We start from the raw sequence: 17,279 nt of genomic DNA on the forward strand, positions 1-17,279 counted from the left end.
ACGGGGTGCCGCCGCCCCGCCGCCGCTCCCGCGGGCGGTCGCCTGCCGCCGCTCCCGCGGGCGGTCGCCTGCCGCCGCTGCCGCGGGCGGTTGCCTGCCGTCGCTGCCGCGGGTGGTTGCCTGCCGTCGCTGCCGCGGGTGGTTGCCTGCCGCTGCTGCCGCGGGCAGTCGTGCCGCTGGGGCGGCACGGGTGGGCGCGACGGCACCCCGCAAGCGCCGGGCAGCGCGAACCACCCCCGGCCCGCACCAACGCGGGGCACCCCGTACGGCGCCGGGCAGCGCGAACCACCCCCGGCCCACCCCCACGCCGGGGCACCCCGTACGGCGCCGGACCGTGCGGCCATCCCCGGTCCGCACGCCACGCCGGGCAACCACTGAGGCACCGCGCCGCTCAGGCCGTACCACGCCTGCGCAGCCGCTCGCGCTGCCCCGCCCAGAAGTACTTCTGCGCCAGCAGGGTGGCAGTGCCCGCCAGGGTGATGCCGAGCAGGTTGAGCAGGAGCTGCTCGGTCGACCCCCAGGTCTGCACCGTGTCGCCGTAGCTCAGCGCCACGGCGGCGTTCGCGGCGGCCGGGACCGTCGTCACCGAGATGGCGACGCCGACCAGCGCGCCGGACTTCGCGGACGTCAGCGAGAGCGTGCCGGCCGCGCCCGCCAGGACCGCCACCACGAAGGAGAACCAGTCGGGGGCGTACACGAAGCCGGTCTGCGGCCGTTCGCCCTCCAGCTGCTCCTTGGTGAACAGCCCGACCGCGTCCATGAAGAGGCTGAAGGCCACCGTCGCCGCCATCGCCACCGCGAAGCCCACCAGCAGGGCGGTCACCGAGCGCAGTGCGAGACGCGGCCGGCGCTGCACCACCGCCGTACAGATACCGGCCAGTGGCCCGAACTCGGGACCCACCGCCATCGCGCCCACGATCAGGACCGCGTTGTCCAGCACCACACCGCACGCCGCGATCATGGTGGCCAGCGTGAGGAACGCGAGATAGGTGACCGAGAGGGTCGACTCCTCGTGGGTGGCCTCGGTCAGGTGCTCCCACAGCACCGCGTCCGCGGGCTCGCCCGGCGCTTCCTTCTCTGCCTCCTCGGCCCGCTTCGACAGCGACAGGTCGATGTTCTCCACGGCGATGGAACCGCTCGTGTCCAGCCCCAGCCGTTGCAGCCCGCTGAGCAGGTCGTCGCCGGCCTCCCGCGCCACGTCGCACGTCACCACGTCCCCGGCGGGGTCGCGGGCGACGCCCGGCAGCACGCACAGATGCGCGGTGCCGACCGTCCCCTCGATCAGCCGGACCACGTCATCGGTCTTCTCGGCCGGTGTGATCAGTCGCAGGTGCAGCATGACGGCAGCGTAGTGGTCACAACTTGCGCAGGCTGAGGCGCTGGACCTTGTGGTCCGGGCCCTTGCGCAGCACCAGTGCGGCCCGGCCCCGGGTCGGGGCGATGTTCTCCACGAGGTTGGGCTTGTTGATGGTGCGCCACATCGTGCGGGCGTAGTCGAGGGCCTCCTCCTCGGAGACCTGGGTGTACTTGCGGAAGTACGACGACGGGTCCTGGAACGCGGTCTCGCGCAGCCGCTTGAAGCGGTTGAGGTACCAGCGTTCGATGTCCTCCGTGCGGGCGTCGACGTACACGCTGAAGTCGAAGTAGTCGGCGAGCCCGACCCTGGTGCGGCCGTCCTGGCCGGGCAGCGCCGGCTGGAGGACGTTGAGCCCTTCGACGATCAGGATGTCCGGGCGGCGCACGGTGAGCTCCTCGCCCGGGACGATGTCGTAGATCAGGTGGGAGTAGACGGGGGCGGAGACCTCCCCCTTGCCCGCCTTGACGTCGGCGACGAAACGGGTCAGCGCGCGGCGGTCGTACGACTCGGGGAAACCTTTCCGCGACATCAGGCCCCGTTCCTGGAGCTCCTTCGTCGGCAGCAGGAAGCCGTCCGTCGTCACCAGCTCCACGCGCGGGTGCTCGGGCCAGCGGGAGAGCAGGGCCTGCAGGAGGCGGGCGACCGTGGACTTGCCGACGGCCACCGAACCGGCGACCCCTATGACGAAGGGAGTGCCCGACTGGGAGCCCTGCTCGCCGAGGAACGTGTTCAGCGCGCCCCGCAGCCCGTCGGTGGCGCCGACGTAGAGATTGAGCAGCCGGGACAGCGGGAGGTAGATGTCCCGCACCTCGTCGAGGTCGATGACGTCACCGAGGCCGCGCAGCTGTTCGACCTCCGCCGCCGACAGGGGCAGCGGAGTCTTGTCGCGCAGCGCGCTCCACTCGGCGCGGGTGAGGTCCACGTAGGGAGTCGCCTCCGGCCGCTGCCGGTGGGCGCTCCGAGGCATCGGGGAGACCGGAGAGATCACAGTCCATTGTTAACGGAGTTTGAACGGGGCGACAGGTGGGCTGTGTCACGCCGTCCCGGCGCTTCCGTAGTCGTCGGAGATCACGCGGTTGTCACGGTCGCATACCGGGTGATCGTCGGGTGATCAACTGTGCGGCGGCTGTGTTCGGGATCCGTTTGAATGGCGCGCAATGCGTTGCGGAGTCCTCCGCGCCTTCGAGAAAGAGTCCCCACGTGAGAACCACCGCCGTCCGCCGTACCGCGCTCGCCGCCTCCGCCGCCGCGCTCGCCCTGCTCGCCACCGCCTGCGGTGGCTCCGGCGACGAGGACAAGGCCGGCGACAGCAAGGGCAAGGCGGAGTCGAGCGCCTCCGCCTCCACCGCGCCGGCGGCGAAGGCGCTCACCGCCGCCGAGCTGGAGAAGGCCGCGCTGGCGCAGGCGGACGTCAAGGACGGCAAGGTGGCGGAGGTGGCCGCCACGGACGACATCGCCGCCGACAAGGTCAAGGCGGAGGACGCGGCCTGCCAGCCGCTCGCCCACCTGCAGATGGGTGTGCCCGTCGGCTCGCCGGCCGCCACGGTGAAGCGTTCCTGGACGGGCGAGCCGCAGAAGCCCGCCGCGGACGTCAGCCCCGAGGAGGCCCTGCTCGCCGGACTCGACGCGGAGCAGATGCTCGTCACGCTCGCCTCCTACGAGGACGGCGGCGCCGAGCAGGTCATCAAGGACGTGGACGCCGCTGTCGGCAAGTGCGCCGGAGGCTTCACCTACGACGCCATGGGCGAGCCGTTCAAGATCCTGTCGGTCGAGAAGACCGAGGCGCCCGGCGGTGGCGACGAGGCCCTCGCGATCACGGCGACCCTGGCCGCGGAGGAGGGCGTGAAGGCGCCCATGAAGCTGGTCGTCGCCCGCAAGGGTGCCACCGTCGCCTCCTTCACCGTCACCAACTTCGCCTCCGCCGCCACCGGCGAGGACTTCGACTTCCCGACGGCGGTCTCCGACGCCCAGCTCGGCAAGCTCGCCTGACGCACCCCGCGTCCCTTCTTCCCACCGGTGCTTCCTGCACCGGTGGGAATTTCCGATTTCGGGCAGGCAAAGGCCTTTTCCGGTGGCCGGCGGATCGTAGGCTGCCGGGCATGTGCGGAATCGTGGGATACGTGGGGCCGCAGTCGGCGCTGAACGTCGTGACGGCCGGACTGAAGCGGCTGGAGTACCGGGGGTACGACTCGGCGGGCGTCGCCGTGCTGGCCGACGGCGGCCTGGCCACCGCCAAGCGGGCCGGGAAACTCGTCAACCTGGAGAAGGAGCTGGCCGAACGGCCGCTGCCGACCGGGACCACCGGCATCGGGCACACCCGCTGGGCCACCCACGGCGGCCCGACGGACGCCAACGCCCATCCGCACCTCGACAACGCGGGCCGGGTCGCCGTCGTCCACAACGGCATCATCGAGAACTTCGCCGCCCTGCGCGCCGAGCTGGCCGAGCGCGGCCACGACCTCGCCTCCGAGACGGACACCGAGGTCGTCGCCCACCTCCTCGCCGAGGAGTTCTCCGCCTGCGCGGACCTCGCGGAGGCGATGCGGCTGGTCTGCCGGCGTCTGGAGGGCGCGTTCACCCTGGTCGCCGTCCACGCGGACGAGCCGGACGTGGTGGTCGGCGCGCGACGGAACTCCCCGCTGGTGGTGGGCGTGGGGGAGGGCGAGGCCTTCCTCGCCTCGGACGTCGCCGCGTTCATCGCGCACACGCGGGACGCCGTCGAACTGGGGCAGGACCAGGTGGTCGAGCTGCGCCGGGACGCGGTGACGGTCACCGACTTCGACGGGGGCGCGGCCGACGTCCGCGAGTACCACGTCGACTGGGACGCCTCCGCAGCCGAGAAGGGCGGCTACGACTACTTCATGCTCAAGGAGATCGCCGAGCAGCCGAAGGCGGTCGCCGACACGCTGCTGGGCCGTATCGACGGGGCGGGCTCGCTGACCCTGGACGAGGTCCGCATCCCGGCGAACGTCCTGCGCGAGATCGACAAGGTCGTCATCGTCGCCTGCGGTACGGCCTTCCACGCCGGGCTGATCGCCAAGTACGCCATCGAGCACTGGACCCGGCTCCCCTGTGAGGTGGAACTGGCGAGCGAGTTCCGCTACCGGGACCCGATCCTCGACCAGCAGACCCTCGTCATCGCCGTCTCCCAGTCCGGCGAGACCATGGACACGCTGATGGCCCTGCGCCACGCCCGCGAGCAGGGCGCGCACGTGCTGGCGATCTGCAACACCAACGGTTCCACGATCCCGCGCGAGTCCGACGCCGTGCTCTACACGCACGCCGGTCCGGAGGTCGCGGTCGCCTCGACCAAGGCGTTCCTGACCCAGCTCGTCGCCTGCTACCTGGTCGCGCTGTACCTGGGCCAGGTGCGGGGCACCAAGTGGGCGGACGAGATCCGCGCGGTGGTGCGGGACCTGTCGTCGATCTCCGGTGCGGTGGAGCGCGTCCTGGAGACGATGGAGCCGGTACGGGAGCTGGCGCGGTCGCTGGCCGCGAAGGACACGGTGCTGTTCCTGGGCCGGCACGTGGGCTACCCGGTCGCGCTGGAGGGCGCGCTGAAGCTGAAGGAACTCGCGTACATGCACGCGGAGGGCTTCGCGGCGGGCGAGCTGAAGCACGGCCCGATCGCGCTGATCGAGGAGGACCTGCCGGTGGTCGTGGTCGTCCCGTCGCCGCGCGGCCGCTCCGTCCTCCACGACAAGATCGTCTCCAACATCCAGGAGATCCGGGCGCGGGGTGCGCGGACGATCGTCATCGCGGAGGAGGGGGACGAGGCGGTCACCGGATACGCCGACCACCTCATCCGCGTCCCGGCCACCCCGACGCTGCTCCAGCCCCTGGTGACGACGGTGCCGCTGCAGGTCTTCGCCTGCGAGCTGGCGACGGCGCGGGGGAACGAGGTGGATCAGCCCCGGAACCTGGCGAAGTCGGTGACGGTGGAGTAGGTCTTCACAGGACGCCGACCCCGCGCCGCCCGACTCGCCGCTGCCCTTCGAACGGTCCGCGGACCTGGGCCCGGAGGACGGGCGCGGACCGGCACCGGTGCGGGCGTGTGCCGGCCCGTGGGGCCGGCAGCCGCCGTCCCGGGACGGCGGCGAGGGGAAGTCCGTGTGGTGCGAACCCGGCCCGGCCCGACGGGTGTCGCCGGTGACCGCCGGGCCGCCCGCTCCCGCCGGCCCGACCCGCCGCGGGGGTGGCCGTCCCGCGTGGATTCCCCCAAAGCCGTGAAAATAACGTGGAGTTGGAGAGCTTGTGCGGGGAGTGCCGGGGCACTCGCGGGACCGGAGGTTGATACACATGGTTCCCCTGCTTCTGGTTCTTCTCCTGGCGCTGGTCCTGTTCGGTGCGGGCTTCGCGCTCAAGGCGCTGTGGTGGGTCGCGGTCGTCGTGCTCGTGCTGTGGCTGGTGGGCTTCTTCGTCCGCCCGGCGGGCACGGGTGGCGCGCGGGGCCGCTGGTACCGCTGGTAGGGCGGCGGAATGTGTGCGGAGGGCTCCGGCGGTTCCGTCGGAGCCCTCCGCATGTGCGTGGAAAGGGTGAAATGGGGCGTCGGAAGTGGATTGACGGGCACCCGCCCGTCCGTCGGGCGCCGGTGCGCACGGGAACCGGCGGCCTCCACGCCGGCGTCCGACGTCCTCCCGGTGCGGGCTCGTAAGGTGCTGCGCATGAGCATCATCGGAGTCGGGATCGACGTGGCCGAGATCGAGCGGTTCGCGGAGTCGTTGGAGCGGACGCCCGCGCTGGCCCAGCGGCTCTTCCTGGAGAGCGAGCTGTTGCTGCCCAGTGGGGAGCGGCGTGGTGTCGCCTCGCTCGCCGCGCGGTTCGCGGCCAAGGAGGCGCTCGCCAAGGCGCTCGGGGCACCCGCGGGACTGTACTGGACCGATGCCGAGGTGTGGTGCGAGGACAGTGGGCAGCCGCGGCTGCGGGTGAGGGGGACGGTGGCCGCGCGCGCCGCCGAGCTGGGCGTGCGGTCCTGGCACGTGTCGCTCAGCCATGACGCCGGGGTGGCTTCGGCGGTCGTGATCGCGGAGGGGTGAGACCGGTGCCCGTGCTCGCCTTCCCGGGTGCCGGGGTCGACCTGCCCCTCTGGGGCCAGGCGTTCCTCGTCGTCGCCGCCGTGCTCACCGTCGTGTTCGCCCTCGTGCGGCTGCTGCGCAACCGCCGTCGTTGACCCGGATGCGTGTTTCGGATGGACCGGGGTAGACGCGTGGAACCGGTGCCCGGAGCCGGACCGAACCAACAGGGAGGGCGAACAGTGACGTCGACGATGACGCGGACCGACCGAGCTCAGACGGTGACGGAGCTGCCGGAGGTCGCCGATCCCGGTCAGGTCGCGCCGAAGGACGCCCGGGAGCTGTCCAAGCAGTTCTTCCGCCGGCTGACGGAGCTGGAGGAGGGCACGCACGAGTACCAGTACGCGCGCAACACCCTCATCGAGATGAACATGTCCCTCGTCCGCTTCGCGGCCGGCCGGTTCCGCAGTCGCGGGCCGGAGGAGATGGAGGACATCGTCCAGGTCGGCATGATCGGACTGATCAAGGCGATCGACCGGTTCGAGCTCTCCCGTGAGGTGGAGTTCACCTCCTTCGCGATCCCCTACATCGTCGGCGAGATCAAGCGGTTCTTCCGGGACACCTCGTGGTCCGTGCACGTGCCGCGCCGGCTCCAGGAGGCCCGGGTGCAGCTCGCCCGCGCCACCGAGGAACTGCGCAGCCGGCTGGGCCGGACGCCCACGACCGCCGAACTCGCACAGCTGATGAGCTTGACCGAGGAAGAGGTCAACGAGGCCCGGATCGCCTCCAACGGCTACAACTCCGCCTCCCTGGACGCCGCCATCGGCAGCGAGCCGGACGGCGAGAGCGTGCTCGCGGACTTCATCGGCACCGAGGACGCCGCGCTGGAACTGGTCGAGGACTTCCACGCGCTGGCCCCGATGATCGCCGAGCTCGACGAGCGCGAGCGCAAGATCGTGCACTGGCGGTTCGTGGAGGAGCTGACGCAGGCGGAGATCGGCGAGCGGCTCGGCTGCTCCCAGATGCACGTCTCGCGGCTGCTGTCCCGCACGCTGAAGCGGCTGCGGGCGGGGATGCTCACCACGAACTGAGGCGGACGACGGACGTACGGGGTGCGGCACGGTGTGCCGCACCCCGCCTTTTTCGTCAGCAGATCGACTGGCTGCTGTTCACCAGCCGGTTGTTGCGGAACGTCGTGTTCTCGCCGCAGGGGCTCTCGCGGATCGACGAGTTCGTCACCGTGAGGTTCTGGACGGTGATGTCCCTGTTGTTCGCGAACTCCGAGCGCGCGGCCAGGCGGATCTCGCCGCCGCCGGTGACCGTGCCGCTCTGGGCGGCGAGGTTCACGTTGTAGCAGTTCTCGATGAGGATCGCGTTGTTGCCCGTGTTCGAGAGCGTGATCCTGTCGATCGTCGCGCCGCCGCTCTCCGAGACGCAGAACACGCCCCGTCCGCCGCCGCGTGCGACGACCTCGCCGACGCGGATGTTGGTGGAGTAGGAGCTGCCGATCCGGCCGTTGCGGTTGGCCATGCGGAAGGCGGCGTACCCGGTGCCGGTGCCCGCGTTCTCCGCGTCCACCTTGGAGACCGTGGCGTTGATCGTCTGGTTCAGCAGCAGCCCCGACTCGCCGACGTTGCGGGCGGTCACCGTGCCGACGGTGAGGCCGTCGACGCCGTACGTCTCCACGGCGTGGCTGGACGCGCCGGAGACGTACACGTTGTCGATACGGACGTTGCGCGTCCACTGGCTGGTGTCGCCGCGGTTGTCGATGCGGACGCCGAGGCCGCGCGTCAGGCGCATGTCGATCTGGCCGAGGACGACGTTCTGCACGTTGCGCATGAAGATCCCGTACAGCGGGGCGCCGGTGACGTTGAGGTGCTGCACCTCGATGTCGCGGGTGCCGCGGGAGTAGACCGGGGCCTGGTCGCCGGAGCCGCTGCCGGTGACGTCGATGGTGCCGCAGACGTCCAGGGTCGTGTAGCTCGGCAGGGAAATGCGGGAACCGGCGGAGACGGAGCCCGAACCGCGGACCACCACCCGTTCCTTGCTGGTGCGGCCGGAGGACAGGCTGTTGATCGCCGCCTGCACGGCCGCACGCATGTCGCTGCCGGTGTAGACCGTGCTGCTGCCGCGCCTGGCCGTCCAGGTGCTGCCGTTGAGCACGGCCTCGGCCTGGTAGGAGCCGTCACCGCAGGCCGCGGCGCGGGCGGGGGCCGGGGCCGCGGTGGCCGTGGGGGAGGTGGCGGCGGTCGCCGGGGCCGTCATGACGCCGGCTGTGGTGAGGAGTGCGGTGGCGCCGGCTGCTGCGAGGAGTGCGGCTCTGCGTCCCATGGGTCCTCTGCTTCTGTCGTCGAACCGATTCGACTGAATCGATTCATCCTGTGGGGGGCCGAGAGTTTGGCAAGGGCATGGCAGAGAGTCAAGCGGTCCGCTTCCCCGTTGCGGGAGTTGACGGGCCGTCTGCGGGAGACTCGGACGCATGCGTACTGCGTACAGCGTGGAGACGGTCAGGACGGCGGAACGGGAACTGATGGCACGGCTGCCGGAGGGGGCGCTGATGCAGCGCGCCGCCGCCGGTCTCGCCGCTGCCTGTGCGGATGTGCTGGGGCGGGTGTACGGCAGCAGGGTGCTGCTGCTGGTGGGCAGCGGGGACAACGGTGGTGACGCCCTGTACGCCGGTGCCCGGCTCGCCCGGCGCGGTGCGGGCGTGAGCGCGGTGCTGCTCGCGCCGGAGCGGGCGCACGGTGGGGGGCTCGCGGCGCTGCGCCGGGCGGGCGGGCGAGTGGTGGGGGTGGACGGGGCCGAGGCGTTGATCGAGCGGGCCGATCTCGTTCTGGACGGGATCGTCGGCATCGGCGGCAAGGGCGGGCTGCGGCCGGAGGCGGTGCCGCTCGCCGACGCGGCCGGGCGGGCGCGGGCGGCCGTGGTCGCCGTCGATCTGCCGAGCGGGGTCGACGCCGACACCGGGGAGGTGCGGGGGGTGGCGGTCCGGGCCGACCTCACGGTGACCTTCGGGACGCACAAACCGGGGCTGCTGGTCGATCCGGCGCGGGAGCACGCGGGGGCGGTGCGGCTGGTCGACATCGGGCTGTCGCTCCCCGAGGAGCCGGAACTGGAGGCGTTGCAGCACGCGGACGTGGCCCGGCTGCTGCCGGTGCCGGCCGTGGAGAGCGACAAGTACCGGCGGGGCGTCGTCGGGATCGCGGCCGGCTCCGCCCGGTATCCCGGGGCGGCGGTGCTCGCGGTGGCGGGGGCGCTGCGGGGCGGGGCGGGGGCCGTACGGTACGTCGGTCCCGCCGGTCAGGCCGTGATCGCCCGCTTTCCCGAGACGCTGGTGTCGGACGGGGGGCCGAGGCGTGCGGGGCGGGTGCAGGCATGGGTGGTCGGGCCGGGGGCCGGGGACGACGCGGGGACGGTCGCGGAGGTGCTGGCGGCGGATGTGCCGGTGCTGATCGATGCGGACGGGCTGCGGCTGGCGGAGGCGTCGGCGGTGCGGGGGCGGCGGGCGCCGACGTTGATGACCCCGCATGCGGGGGAGGCCGCGGCGCTGCTCGGGGTCGAGCGGGAGGAGGTCGAGGGGGGCCGGCTGGCGGCTGTGCGGGAGCTGGCGGGGCGGTACGGGGCGACGGTGTTGTTGAAGGGGTCCACGACTCTGATCGCCTCCTCGGGCGGGGGTGTGGTGCGGGTGAACCCGACCGGGACGTCATGGCTGGCCACAGCCGGCAGCGGCGACGTGTTGTCGGGGCTGGCCGGGTCGCTGCTGGCGGCCGGGCTGCCGGCGGTGGACGCGGCGAGTGCGGGGGCGTACCTGCACGGGCTGGCGGGGCGGTTCGCGGCGGACGGGGCGCCGATGGGGGCGCACGATGTGGCGGAGGGGATCGCGAGGGCGTGGCGGGACGTCGCGCGGGGGTGACCGGGGGCTCGGCGTGCGTGTGGGGCTGGGGCGATGGGTGCGGTGGGTGCGGTGGGAGCCTCAGGGATTTTCCTCGCCCCCGCCGCCCCTTCCCGTCCCGACCCCGGGGCTCCGCCCCGGACCCCGCTCCGCAAACGCCGGAGGGGCTGTTCTTGCCCCCGGGGGCAGCGCCCCCGGGAGCGGGGCTCTGAGAGACTGGGCCGGATGAACGAGACAGTTGCCCCGGGTGGTGCGGAGCTGCGGGCCCGTGCCGAGATCGACCTTGCCGCCGTGCGGGCCAATGTGCGGGTCCTGCGCGAGCGGGCGCCCGGCGCCGCCTTCATGGCCGTGGTCAAGGCGGACGGGTACGGGCACGGCGCGGCCCCCTGCGCCCGGGCGGCCGTCGAGGCCGGGGCGACCTGGCTGGGCACCGCCACCCCGCAGGAGGCGCTCGCGCTGCGCGCGCCCGGTGCCGGGGTGCCGGACGACGTACGGATCATGTGCTGGCTGTGGACGCCCGGCGGGCCCTGGCGGGAGGCGATCGAGGCCGGCCTCGACGTGTCCCTGAGCGGCATGTGGGCGCTGGACGAGGTCACCCGGGCGGCTCGTCTCGCCGGGCGGCCCGCGCGGGTGCAGCTCAAGGCCGACACCGGGCTCGGACGGGGCGGCTGCCAGCCCGGCGACGACTGGGCGGAACTGGTCGCCTCCGCGCTGCGCGCCGAGGCGGAGGGGCTGCTCCGGGTCACCGGCCTGTGGTCGCACTTCGCCTGCGCCGACGAGCCGGGCCATCCCTCCATCGCCGCCCAGCTCACCCGGTTCCGGGAGATGGTCGCGTACGCGGAGGGACAGGGCGTCGACCCCGAGGTGCGGCACATCGCCAACTCGCCCGCCACCCTCACCCTCCCCGACAGCCACTTCGACCTCGTCCGCCCCGGCATCGCGATGTACGGCGTCTCGCCCGGCCCCGCCATCGGCACCCCCGCCGACCTGGGACTGCGCCCGGCGATGACCCTGTCCGCCGCGATGGCCCTGGTGAAGCACGTCCCCGGCGGCCACGGCGTCAGCTACGGCCACCACTACGTCACCCCGGGCGTCACCACCCTCGGCCTCGTCCCGCTCGGCTACGCGGACGGCATCCCGCGCCACGCCTCCTCCACCGGCCCGGTGCTGGTCGAGGGCAAGTGGCGCACGGTCGCGGGGCGGGTCGCGATGGACCAGTTCGTCGTCGACCTGGGCGGGGACGAGCCGGGGCCGGGCGCCGAGGCCGTCCTCTTCGGGCCCGGTGACCGCGGTGAGCCCACCGCCGAGGACTGGGCGCAGGCGGCCGGGACCATCGCGTACGAGATCGTCACCCGGATCGGGGCCCGTGTCCCGCGCGTCTACGTCGACGAGGGGAGCGGTACGTGAGCGAGAGCAGCGCGGAGGCTGTCGCGGCTGTCGCCTCCGCGTCCGGCGGGAGTTGGCGTCGCGCCACCGGTGTCGCGGGTGTCGCGATAGGCGTGCTCGCCACCGGGGCCGCCGCGGGCGTCGCGATAGAGCGGATGACGGTCGGCCGGGGGATGCGCAGGAAGGCCCGGCTCGCCCTCGACTCCGCGGGACCGTACGGCGCGCTGCGCGGCACGCCCGGCAAGGCGTACGCCGACGACGGCACCGAGCTGTACTACGAGGCCGACGACGTCGACCCCGCCCCGACCCCCGAGCGCCGGCGCCGGCTGTTCGGGCGCAGGGCCCCCGCCCCGGTCACCGTCGTCTTCAGCCACGGCTACTGCCTCAACCAGGACTCCTGGCACTTCCAGCGGGCCGCGCTGCGGGGCGTCGTACGGACCGTGCACTGGGACCAGCGCAGCCACGGCCGTTCGGCGCGGGGTGCGGCGCAGGCGGAGCGGGGCGAGCCGGTCACCATCGAGCAGCTGGGGCGGGACCTGAAGGCCGTCATCGACGCGGCGGCGCCCGAGGGGCCGCTGGTGCTGGTCGGTCACTCCATGGGCGGGATGACGGTGATGGCCCTCGCCGACCAGTACCCGGAGCTGATCCGGGAGCGGGTGATGGGCGTCGCCCTGGTCGGTACGTCGTCGGGGCGGCTCGGGGAGGTCAACTTCGGGCTGCCGGTGGCCGGCGTCAACGCGGTGCGGCGGGTGCTGCCGGGGGTGCTGAAGGCGCTGGGGCAGCGGGCCGAGCTGGTGGAGCGGGGGCGCCGGGCCACCGCGGACCTGTTCGCGGGGGTCGTCAAGCGGTACTCGTTCGCGTCGCGGGACGTGGACCCGGCGGTCGCCCGGTTCGCCGAGCGGATGATCGAGGGCACGCCGATCGACGTGGTCGCCGAGTACTACCCGGCGTTCAACGACCACGACAAGACCGAGGCCCTCACCCACTTCGCCGGTCTGCCGGTGCTGGTGCTGGCCGGGGTGGACGACCTGGTCACGCCGAGCGAGCACAGCGAGGCGATCGCCGGTCTGCTGCCCGACGCGGAGCTGGTGCTGGTCCCGGACGCGGGGCACCTGGTGATGCTGGAGCACCCGGAGGCGGTCACCGACCGCCTCGCCGACCTGCTCGTCCGTGCGGGTGCGGTGCCCGCAGGGGCTACCGTTGGTCGCTATGGAAGCAGCAGCACCGCACAACCCGGCTGAGCCGACGTCGACCGCGAACTCCGTCGGGCTGACCGTCACCTCCCCCGAGCAGATGCGCGAGCTGGGACGCAGGCTCGCCAAGCTGCTGCGCGCCGGTGATCTCGTCCTGCTCTCGGGCGAGCTGGGCGCGGGCAAGACGACCCTGACCCGGGGCCTCGGCGAGGGGCTCGGCGTGCGGGGCGCGGTCACCTCGCCGACGTTCGTGATCGCCCGGGTGCACCCGTCGCTGGGGGACGGCCCGCCGCTGGTCCACGTCGACGCGTACCGGCTCTCCGGCGGTCTGGACGAGATGGAGGACCTCGATCTCGACGTCTCGCTGCCGGAGTCGGTGATCGTCGTGGAGTGGGGCGAGGGCAAGGTCGAGGAGCTGACCGAGGACCGTCTCCAGCTCGTCATCCACCGGGCGGTCGGCGACACCACCGACGAGGTGCGCCAGGTGACCGTGACCGGCCTGGGCGGACGCTGGTCGACGACCGACCTGACCGTCCTGTCGGCCTGACCGGGTCACGCGGCCCGGCTGCCCCGTCGGCCTGGGCATCCGACCGGCCGACCGGTCTGCGTAGCCCGATCGGGTTACGCGGCCTGAACGTGCTGCCGACCTGAACGTCCTGCCTGCCGACCGGTCCGCGCGGCCCGATCGGGTTACGCGGCCTGGCCGTCCTAGCCGGCCTGAACGTGCTGCCGGCCTGACCGTCCTGCCTGCCGACCGGTCCGCGCGGCCCGATCGGGTTACGCGGCCTGACCGTCCTGCCGGCTGACCGGAGCCACGCGGCTCGACCGGAGCCATGCGGCTCGACGGGCCTACGCGGCCTCGCGGTGCCCCTTGGCCGGTTCGCAGGGCCGGGGTTCCGGTGCGCGGGGCGGGGTGGAGATCGCGGCGGCCGCCGCGCAGGACGCCAGCAGGTCGTGCATCGGGATTCCGGAGACCGGCTGTGGCCGCGACTGCGCCGTGGTCCGGCGGGCGCTCTGATGGGCCGGCATGGACGCCTCCTGAAGGACGGGGGCGGGCGTGGTTAGGTAGACCTAACCACGGGCTGGATACCATGTGACCACGCCCGGGACGCCGAACGCAACATCTTGCCGACGTCTTGTCGGAATGTACGGACCCCGTTCACGTGATCCGGCCGGAACGCGCACACCGGGACTCACCGTACGACGACGACCTTCCGCCCGATCGTCGCGAACCCCCACATCGCCGCACCGTCCGCGCGCGTCTCCCGGATGCCGCCCGTCCGCTGCTCCGGGTCGAGCCGCGGCGCCGAGCCGTCGACCGCCGCGCTGAACCCGATCGCCGTGCCCTCGACGGACGCGAACCGCACCACGTACTCGATCGGAACGCCGTCCGATCCGGTGACCGACGCGGACCGGGACGTGACCCGGTAGGTGCCCGGCTCCGGGTCCACCGTGCTGGGGCTGACCCCGTAGGTGCGCCGCACCTTGCCGCTCCTCTCGACCAGCCACACCCGGTCCTTGTCCAGCGCGTACACGACCCGTTCGCCCGTCCCCGACCGTGCGGGCAGGGCGGCGGGGTGGTCGCCGTCCCGGAGGGCCTTCTGGACGGCCGCCGCGGTGCCGGGCGCCGGGGGGCGCAGCCCGGCCGGGGCGGTCACCGCCGCCCGGTGGCCGAGGTAGCCGATCGTCGCGAGGGCCGCCGCGGTCAGCCCCGCCACGATCGCCGAGCTGGTGCCTGCCACCGTCGTCACCTCTGTCCCGCTCTGCCCTGTTATTTACGTACGTCGTCGTGACCGTAGCAGTACGTGACCGGCCGACCCGTGCGGCCGTGGCCGGGGCTCGGGAGCCGTAGGCTGTTTGCGTGCTCTTGCTCGCTCTGGATACCGCCACCCCCGCCGTCACCGTCGCGCTGCACGACGGCCACGACGTCATCGCCTCGTCGAGCCAGGTGGACGCCCGCCGCCACGGCGAGCTGCTGCTCCCGGCGATCGACCGGGTGCTCGCCGAGGCAGGTTCCCGGCTGGACGCCGTCACCGGGATCGTCGTCGGCGTCGGCCCCGGCCCGTACACCGGGCTGCGTGTCGGCCTGATGACCGCGGACACCTTCGGGCTCGCGCTCGGCGTGCCCGTGCACGGCGTGTGCACGCTGGACGGCCTCGCCTGGGCGGCCGACCTGGAGGGCCCCTTCGTCGTGGCGACCGACGCCCGCCGCAAGGAGGTCTACTGGGCGCGCTACGCCGACTCCCGCACCCGTCTCACCGGGCCCGCCGTGGACCGGCCCGCCGACATCGCGGACCGGGTGGCCGGGCTCCCGGCCGTCGGCGCGGGCGCGCTGCTCTACCCGGACACCTTTCCCAAGGCGCACGAGCCCGAGCACGTGTCCGCCGCCGCCCTGGCCCGGCTGGCCGCCGAGCGGCTGGCGGCGGGCGAGGAGCTGCCCGCGCCCCGGCCGCTGTATCTGCGCCGGCCCGATGCCCAGGTCCCCAAGAACTACAAGGTGGTCACCCCCAAGTGACGGGAACCGAGACTGCCGTGCTGCGCGAGATGCGCTGGTGGGACATCGACTCCGTACTGGAGCTGGAGCGGGACCTGTTCCCCGAGGACGCCTGGTCGCGCGGGATGTTCTGGTCCGAGCTGGCCCATGCGCGCGGGCCGGGGGCGACCCGGTGCTACGTCGTCGCCCAGGAGGGCGACCGGATCGTCGGCTACGCGGGCCTGACCACCTCCGGCGCGGAGTCCGACGGCGGCGGGGCCGGTGACGGCGGAGGCAGTGTCCAGGCGGCCGACGTGCAGACCATCGCCGTCACCCGGGACCACTGGGGCACCGGCCTCGGCTCGCGGCTGCTGACCGAGCTGCTGCGGGCGGCGACCGCCTTTGAGTGCGCCGAGGTGCTGCTGGAGTGCCGGGTCGACAACGTGCGCGCCCAGAAGCTCTACGAGCGCTTCGGCTTCGAGACCATCGGCGTCCGGCGCGGCTACTACCAGCCGGGGAACGTGGACGCCCTGGTGATGCGACTGACCGATCCGTCCACCTCTGTGAACCCGGCGAATCCCGTCGACGGGAACGGCGTACAAGGAACCGAAACCAGTGACTCCACCCACAACTGAAGTTGCGGGCTTCCTGTGTTGGTGGCTAAGCCACGTCGCAGAGGACCAGCCCGGCCCTGTTGAGCACATTGAGCGCGCCGACGTGGTCCGCGTTGGCGGTGAAGCCGCACGCGGTGCACTCGAAGTCGGCTTGGGTGAGGCGGTTCTCTTTGGCGACGTGCCCGCAGTCGGGGCAGGTGCGGGAGGTGTTGCGGGCGTCCACCGGGATCACGCGGCGAGCGGCACTCTCAGCCTTCTGCGCCAGGATCGACAGGAACAACCCCCAACCCGCGTCGAGGATGCTGCGGTTCAAGCCCGCTTTGGCGGCGGCCCCGTTCGGCAGGAAGCCGCCGGGAGTCTCGGGGTCGGGCCTGGCTGCCGGGCTTTTGGTCATCCCGGCGGTGTTCAGTTTCTCGTGCGCGATCACGTCATGCCCGGTGACGAGCGTGTTCGCGGCCTTGTGGTGGTGGTCGAGCCGCTGCCTGCGGATCTTCGCGTGGAGTTTGGCGACCTTCCGGGCTGCGGCCCGGTGCTTCTTCGTGCGGCGCCGGGTGCGGCGGGGGAACGTCGCGAGGTGCTGCTGGGCGGCGGCCAACTCCTTCGCCATCGTCTCCACAAAGCGCGGGTTGGCCACGTGCTCACCGTCGGACGTGGTGAAAAAGTGCGTCACGCCCATGTCGATGCCGACGGTGCTTCCCGTCGCGGGCAGCGGCTCGGCCGGCACCTCGTCGCAGGCCAGGATCACGTACCAGCGGCGGCCCTCCCGCTTGACACTGATCGTCTTGACCCGGCCGCGTACGGGCCGGTGCCGGTGCACCCGCACGTGCCCGACACCCTGCAGCCGCACCCTGGTCTGCCCGTCGTGCGGGGTGGAGTCCCATCGGCAGCCGTCTCCGTCCTTCGGGAAGACCACCGTGTCGAAGTGCCCGACACCCTTGAACCTGGGGTAGCCCGGCGTGAGACCGGCCTTCACCCGGCGGAAGAACGCGGCGAACGCCCTGTCCAGACGGCGCAGGGTGGCCTGCTGGGAGGAGAACGACCAGCGGCCCTGCCGCTCCGGATCGAACGTCCGGATCTCCTTCAGCTGCGCGGACTGACCACCGTAACGAACGGTGGTCTTCGAGGCGTGCCGGTAGGCGTCCCGGCGCTCCTGAAGCGCACCGTTGTACAGCGAGCAGTGATCGGCCAGCATCCCGGCAAGCGCCTGCTCCTGGCGCACCGTGGGCCGCAGAAGGAACTTGTAGGCACGCATCACCCCCACCACCCCCCTGTCGCAATCGCACGGTCACAGCCAGTACAGACAATTTAGCGGGCCCCACTGACAACAGTGCGGATCCATACAGAAAGCCGA

The 17,279-nt window shown here is 72.7% G+C and carries 18 protein-coding genes; 12 read left to right on the forward strand and 6 right to left on the reverse strand.

Annotation, left to right across the window (positions count from 1 at the left end; genetic code table 11):
* Positions 1-391: 391 nt before the first annotated feature.
* Together ACFV5H_RS01460 and coaA are read right to left on the reverse strand one after the other, a co-directional pair.
* Complete coding sequence (locus ACFV5H_RS01460) at positions 392-1,339, reverse strand: DUF389 domain-containing protein (RefSeq protein WP_385052228.1); 948 nt, start codon at positions 1,337-1,339, stop codon at positions 392-394.
* Positions 1,340-1,355: 16 nt separating this feature from the next.
* A complete protein-coding gene (gene coaA / locus ACFV5H_RS01465; RefSeq protein WP_385052231.1) occupies positions 1,356-2,324 on the reverse strand; it encodes a type I pantothenate kinase in 969 nt (322 codons plus the stop codon).
* Positions 2,325-2,557: 233 nt separating this feature from the next.
* Here coaA and ACFV5H_RS01470 point away from each other — a divergent pair, with 233 nt between their 5' ends.
* The 6 genes from ACFV5H_RS01470 to ACFV5H_RS01495 all read left to right on the forward strand — a co-directional run bounded on the left by ACFV5H_RS01470 (position 2,558) and on the right by ACFV5H_RS01495 (position 7,461).
* Entirely contained in the window at positions 2,558-3,346 is a 789-nt protein-coding gene (locus ACFV5H_RS01470) for a hypothetical protein (RefSeq protein ID WP_385052234.1), read from the forward strand.
* Positions 3,347-3,456: 110 nt separating this feature from the next.
* Complete coding sequence (glmS, locus tag ACFV5H_RS01475; RefSeq protein ID WP_385192129.1) at positions 3,457-5,304, forward strand: glutamine--fructose-6-phosphate transaminase (isomerizing); 1,848 nt, start codon at positions 3,457-3,459, stop codon at positions 5,302-5,304.
* A gap of 352 nt (positions 5,305-5,656) precedes the next feature.
* Positions 5,657-5,827 carry a hydrophobic protein gene (locus ACFV5H_RS01480; protein WP_385192132.1) on the forward strand — a complete coding sequence of 57 codons (171 nt, stop codon included), beginning with the start codon at positions 5,657-5,659 and terminating at the stop codon, positions 5,825-5,827.
* 195 nt (positions 5,828-6,022) lie between these two features.
* Positions 6,023-6,394, forward strand: coding sequence for a holo-ACP synthase (locus tag ACFV5H_RS01485; RefSeq protein ID WP_385048285.1), 372 nt, complete (start codon positions 6,023-6,025; stop codon positions 6,392-6,394).
* Positions 6,395-6,399: 5 nt separating this feature from the next.
* Positions 6,400-6,528, forward strand: coding sequence for a hypothetical protein (locus tag ACFV5H_RS01490; RefSeq protein WP_385048282.1), 129 nt, complete (start codon positions 6,400-6,402; stop codon positions 6,526-6,528).
* A gap of 96 nt (positions 6,529-6,624) precedes the next feature.
* Complete coding sequence (locus ACFV5H_RS01495) at positions 6,625-7,461, forward strand: RNA polymerase sigma factor SigF (RefSeq protein WP_385048279.1); 837 nt, start codon at positions 6,625-6,627, stop codon at positions 7,459-7,461.
* Between the two features lie 55 nt (positions 7,462-7,516).
* On the opposite strand, the gene ACFV5H_RS01500 is transcribed toward ACFV5H_RS01495, so the two are convergent.
* Positions 7,517-8,701: a hypothetical protein gene (locus tag ACFV5H_RS01500; RefSeq protein WP_385192134.1), complete on the reverse strand. Its 1,185-nt coding sequence runs from the start codon at positions 8,699-8,701 to the stop codon at positions 7,517-7,519.
* Between the two features lie 148 nt (positions 8,702-8,849).
* On the opposite strand from ACFV5H_RS01500, the gene ACFV5H_RS01505 reads away from it, so the two are divergent.
* The 4 genes from ACFV5H_RS01505 to tsaE all read left to right on the forward strand — a co-directional run bounded on the left by ACFV5H_RS01505 (position 8,850) and on the right by tsaE (position 13,388).
* Positions 8,850-10,283, forward strand: a complete 1,434-nt coding sequence (locus tag ACFV5H_RS01505) for an NAD(P)H-hydrate dehydratase (RefSeq protein ID WP_385192136.1) — start codon at positions 8,850-8,852, stop codon at positions 10,281-10,283.
* Between the two features lie 204 nt (positions 10,284-10,487).
* A complete protein-coding gene (gene alr / locus ACFV5H_RS01510; RefSeq protein ID WP_385192139.1) occupies positions 10,488-11,669 on the forward strand; it encodes an alanine racemase in 1,182 nt (393 codons plus the stop codon).
* Entirely contained in the window at positions 11,666-12,889 is a 1,224-nt protein-coding gene (locus ACFV5H_RS01515; RefSeq protein WP_385192142.1) for an alpha/beta fold hydrolase, read from the forward strand. Before alr ends, ACFV5H_RS01515 begins: the two co-directional genes overlap by 4 nt.
* Positions 12,858-13,388 (forward strand): tRNA (adenosine(37)-N6)-threonylcarbamoyltransferase complex ATPase subunit type 1 TsaE, encoded by a 531-nt coding sequence (gene tsaE, locus ACFV5H_RS01520; protein ID WP_385048266.1) that lies wholly within the window; start codon positions 12,858-12,860, stop codon positions 13,386-13,388. Before ACFV5H_RS01515 ends, tsaE begins: the two co-directional genes overlap by 32 nt.
* 302 nt (positions 13,389-13,690) lie before the next feature.
* On the opposite strand, the gene ACFV5H_RS01525 is transcribed toward tsaE, so the two are convergent.
* Positions 13,691-13,870, reverse strand: a complete 180-nt coding sequence (locus tag ACFV5H_RS01525; RefSeq protein WP_385048263.1) for a hypothetical protein — start codon at positions 13,868-13,870, stop codon at positions 13,691-13,693.
* Between the two features lie 164 nt (positions 13,871-14,034).
* Positions 14,035-14,583, reverse strand: coding sequence for a hypothetical protein (locus ACFV5H_RS01530; RefSeq protein ID WP_385192144.1), 549 nt, complete (start codon positions 14,581-14,583; stop codon positions 14,035-14,037).
* Positions 14,584-14,702: 119 nt separating this feature from the next.
* Here ACFV5H_RS01530 and tsaB point away from each other — a divergent pair, with 119 nt between their 5' ends.
* Together tsaB and rimI are read left to right on the forward strand one after the other, a co-directional pair.
* The gene (tsaB, locus tag ACFV5H_RS01535) at positions 14,703-15,356 is read left to right on the forward strand and encodes a tRNA (adenosine(37)-N6)-threonylcarbamoyltransferase complex dimerization subunit type 1 TsaB (RefSeq protein WP_385192146.1); all 654 of its coding nucleotides are present in this window, start codon (positions 14,703-14,705) and stop codon (positions 15,354-15,356) included.
* Entirely contained in the window at positions 15,353-15,949 is a 597-nt protein-coding gene (rimI, locus tag ACFV5H_RS01540; protein WP_385192148.1) for a ribosomal protein S18-alanine N-acetyltransferase, read from the forward strand. Before tsaB ends, rimI begins: the two co-directional genes overlap by 4 nt.
* A 25-nt stretch (positions 15,950-15,974) precedes the next feature.
* On the opposite strand, the gene ACFV5H_RS01545 is transcribed toward rimI, so the two are convergent.
* On the reverse strand, positions 15,975-17,183 hold the full coding sequence (locus ACFV5H_RS01545) for an RNA-guided endonuclease InsQ/TnpB family protein (protein ID WP_385192150.1): 1,209 nt from the start codon (positions 17,181-17,183) through the stop codon (positions 15,975-15,977).
* Positions 17,184-17,279: the final 96 nt, after the last annotated feature.

The sequence above is a fragment of the Streptomyces sp. NPDC059787 genome (assembly GCF_042732315.1).
GTDB classification, from domain to species: Bacteria; Actinomycetota; Actinomycetes; order Streptomycetales; family Streptomycetaceae; genus Streptomyces; species Streptomyces atrovirens.

Excerpts from the sequence above, each read along its gene's own strand:
- glmS (WP_385192129.1), top strand. The coding sequence starts at position 3,457 with ATGTGCGGAATCGTGGGATACGTGGGGCCGCAGTCGGCGCTGAACGTC.
- ACFV5H_RS01480 (WP_385192132.1), top strand. The coding sequence starts at position 5,657 with ATGGTTCCCCTGCTTCTGGTTCTTCTCCTGGCGCTGGTCCTGTTCGGT.
- ACFV5H_RS01505 (WP_385192136.1), top strand. The coding sequence starts at position 8,850 with ATGCGTACTGCGTACAGCGTGGAGACGGTCAGGACGGCGGAACGGGAA.
- ACFV5H_RS01495 (WP_385048279.1), top strand. The coding sequence starts at position 6,625 with ATGACGCGGACCGACCGAGCTCAGACGGTGACGGAGCTGCCGGAGGTC.
- alr (WP_385192139.1), top strand. The coding sequence starts at position 10,488 with ATGAACGAGACAGTTGCCCCGGGTGGTGCGGAGCTGCGGGCCCGTGCC.
- tsaE (WP_385048266.1), top strand. The coding sequence starts at position 12,858 with ATGGAAGCAGCAGCACCGCACAACCCGGCTGAGCCGACGTCGACCGCG.
- ACFV5H_RS01460 (WP_385052228.1), bottom strand. The coding sequence starts at position 1,339 with ATGCTGCACCTGCGACTGATCACACCGGCCGAGAAGACCGATGACGTG.
- ACFV5H_RS01485 (WP_385048285.1), top strand. The coding sequence starts at position 6,023 with ATGAGCATCATCGGAGTCGGGATCGACGTGGCCGAGATCGAGCGGTTC.
- coaA (WP_385052231.1), bottom strand. The coding sequence starts at position 2,324 with ATGCCTCGGAGCGCCCACCGGCAGCGGCCGGAGGCGACTCCCTACGTG.
- ACFV5H_RS01525 (WP_385048263.1), bottom strand. The coding sequence starts at position 13,870 with ATGCCGGCCCATCAGAGCGCCCGCCGGACCACGGCGCAGTCGCGGCCA.
- ACFV5H_RS01500 (WP_385192134.1), bottom strand. The coding sequence starts at position 8,701 with ATGGGACGCAGAGCCGCACTCCTCGCAGCAGCCGGCGCCACCGCACTC.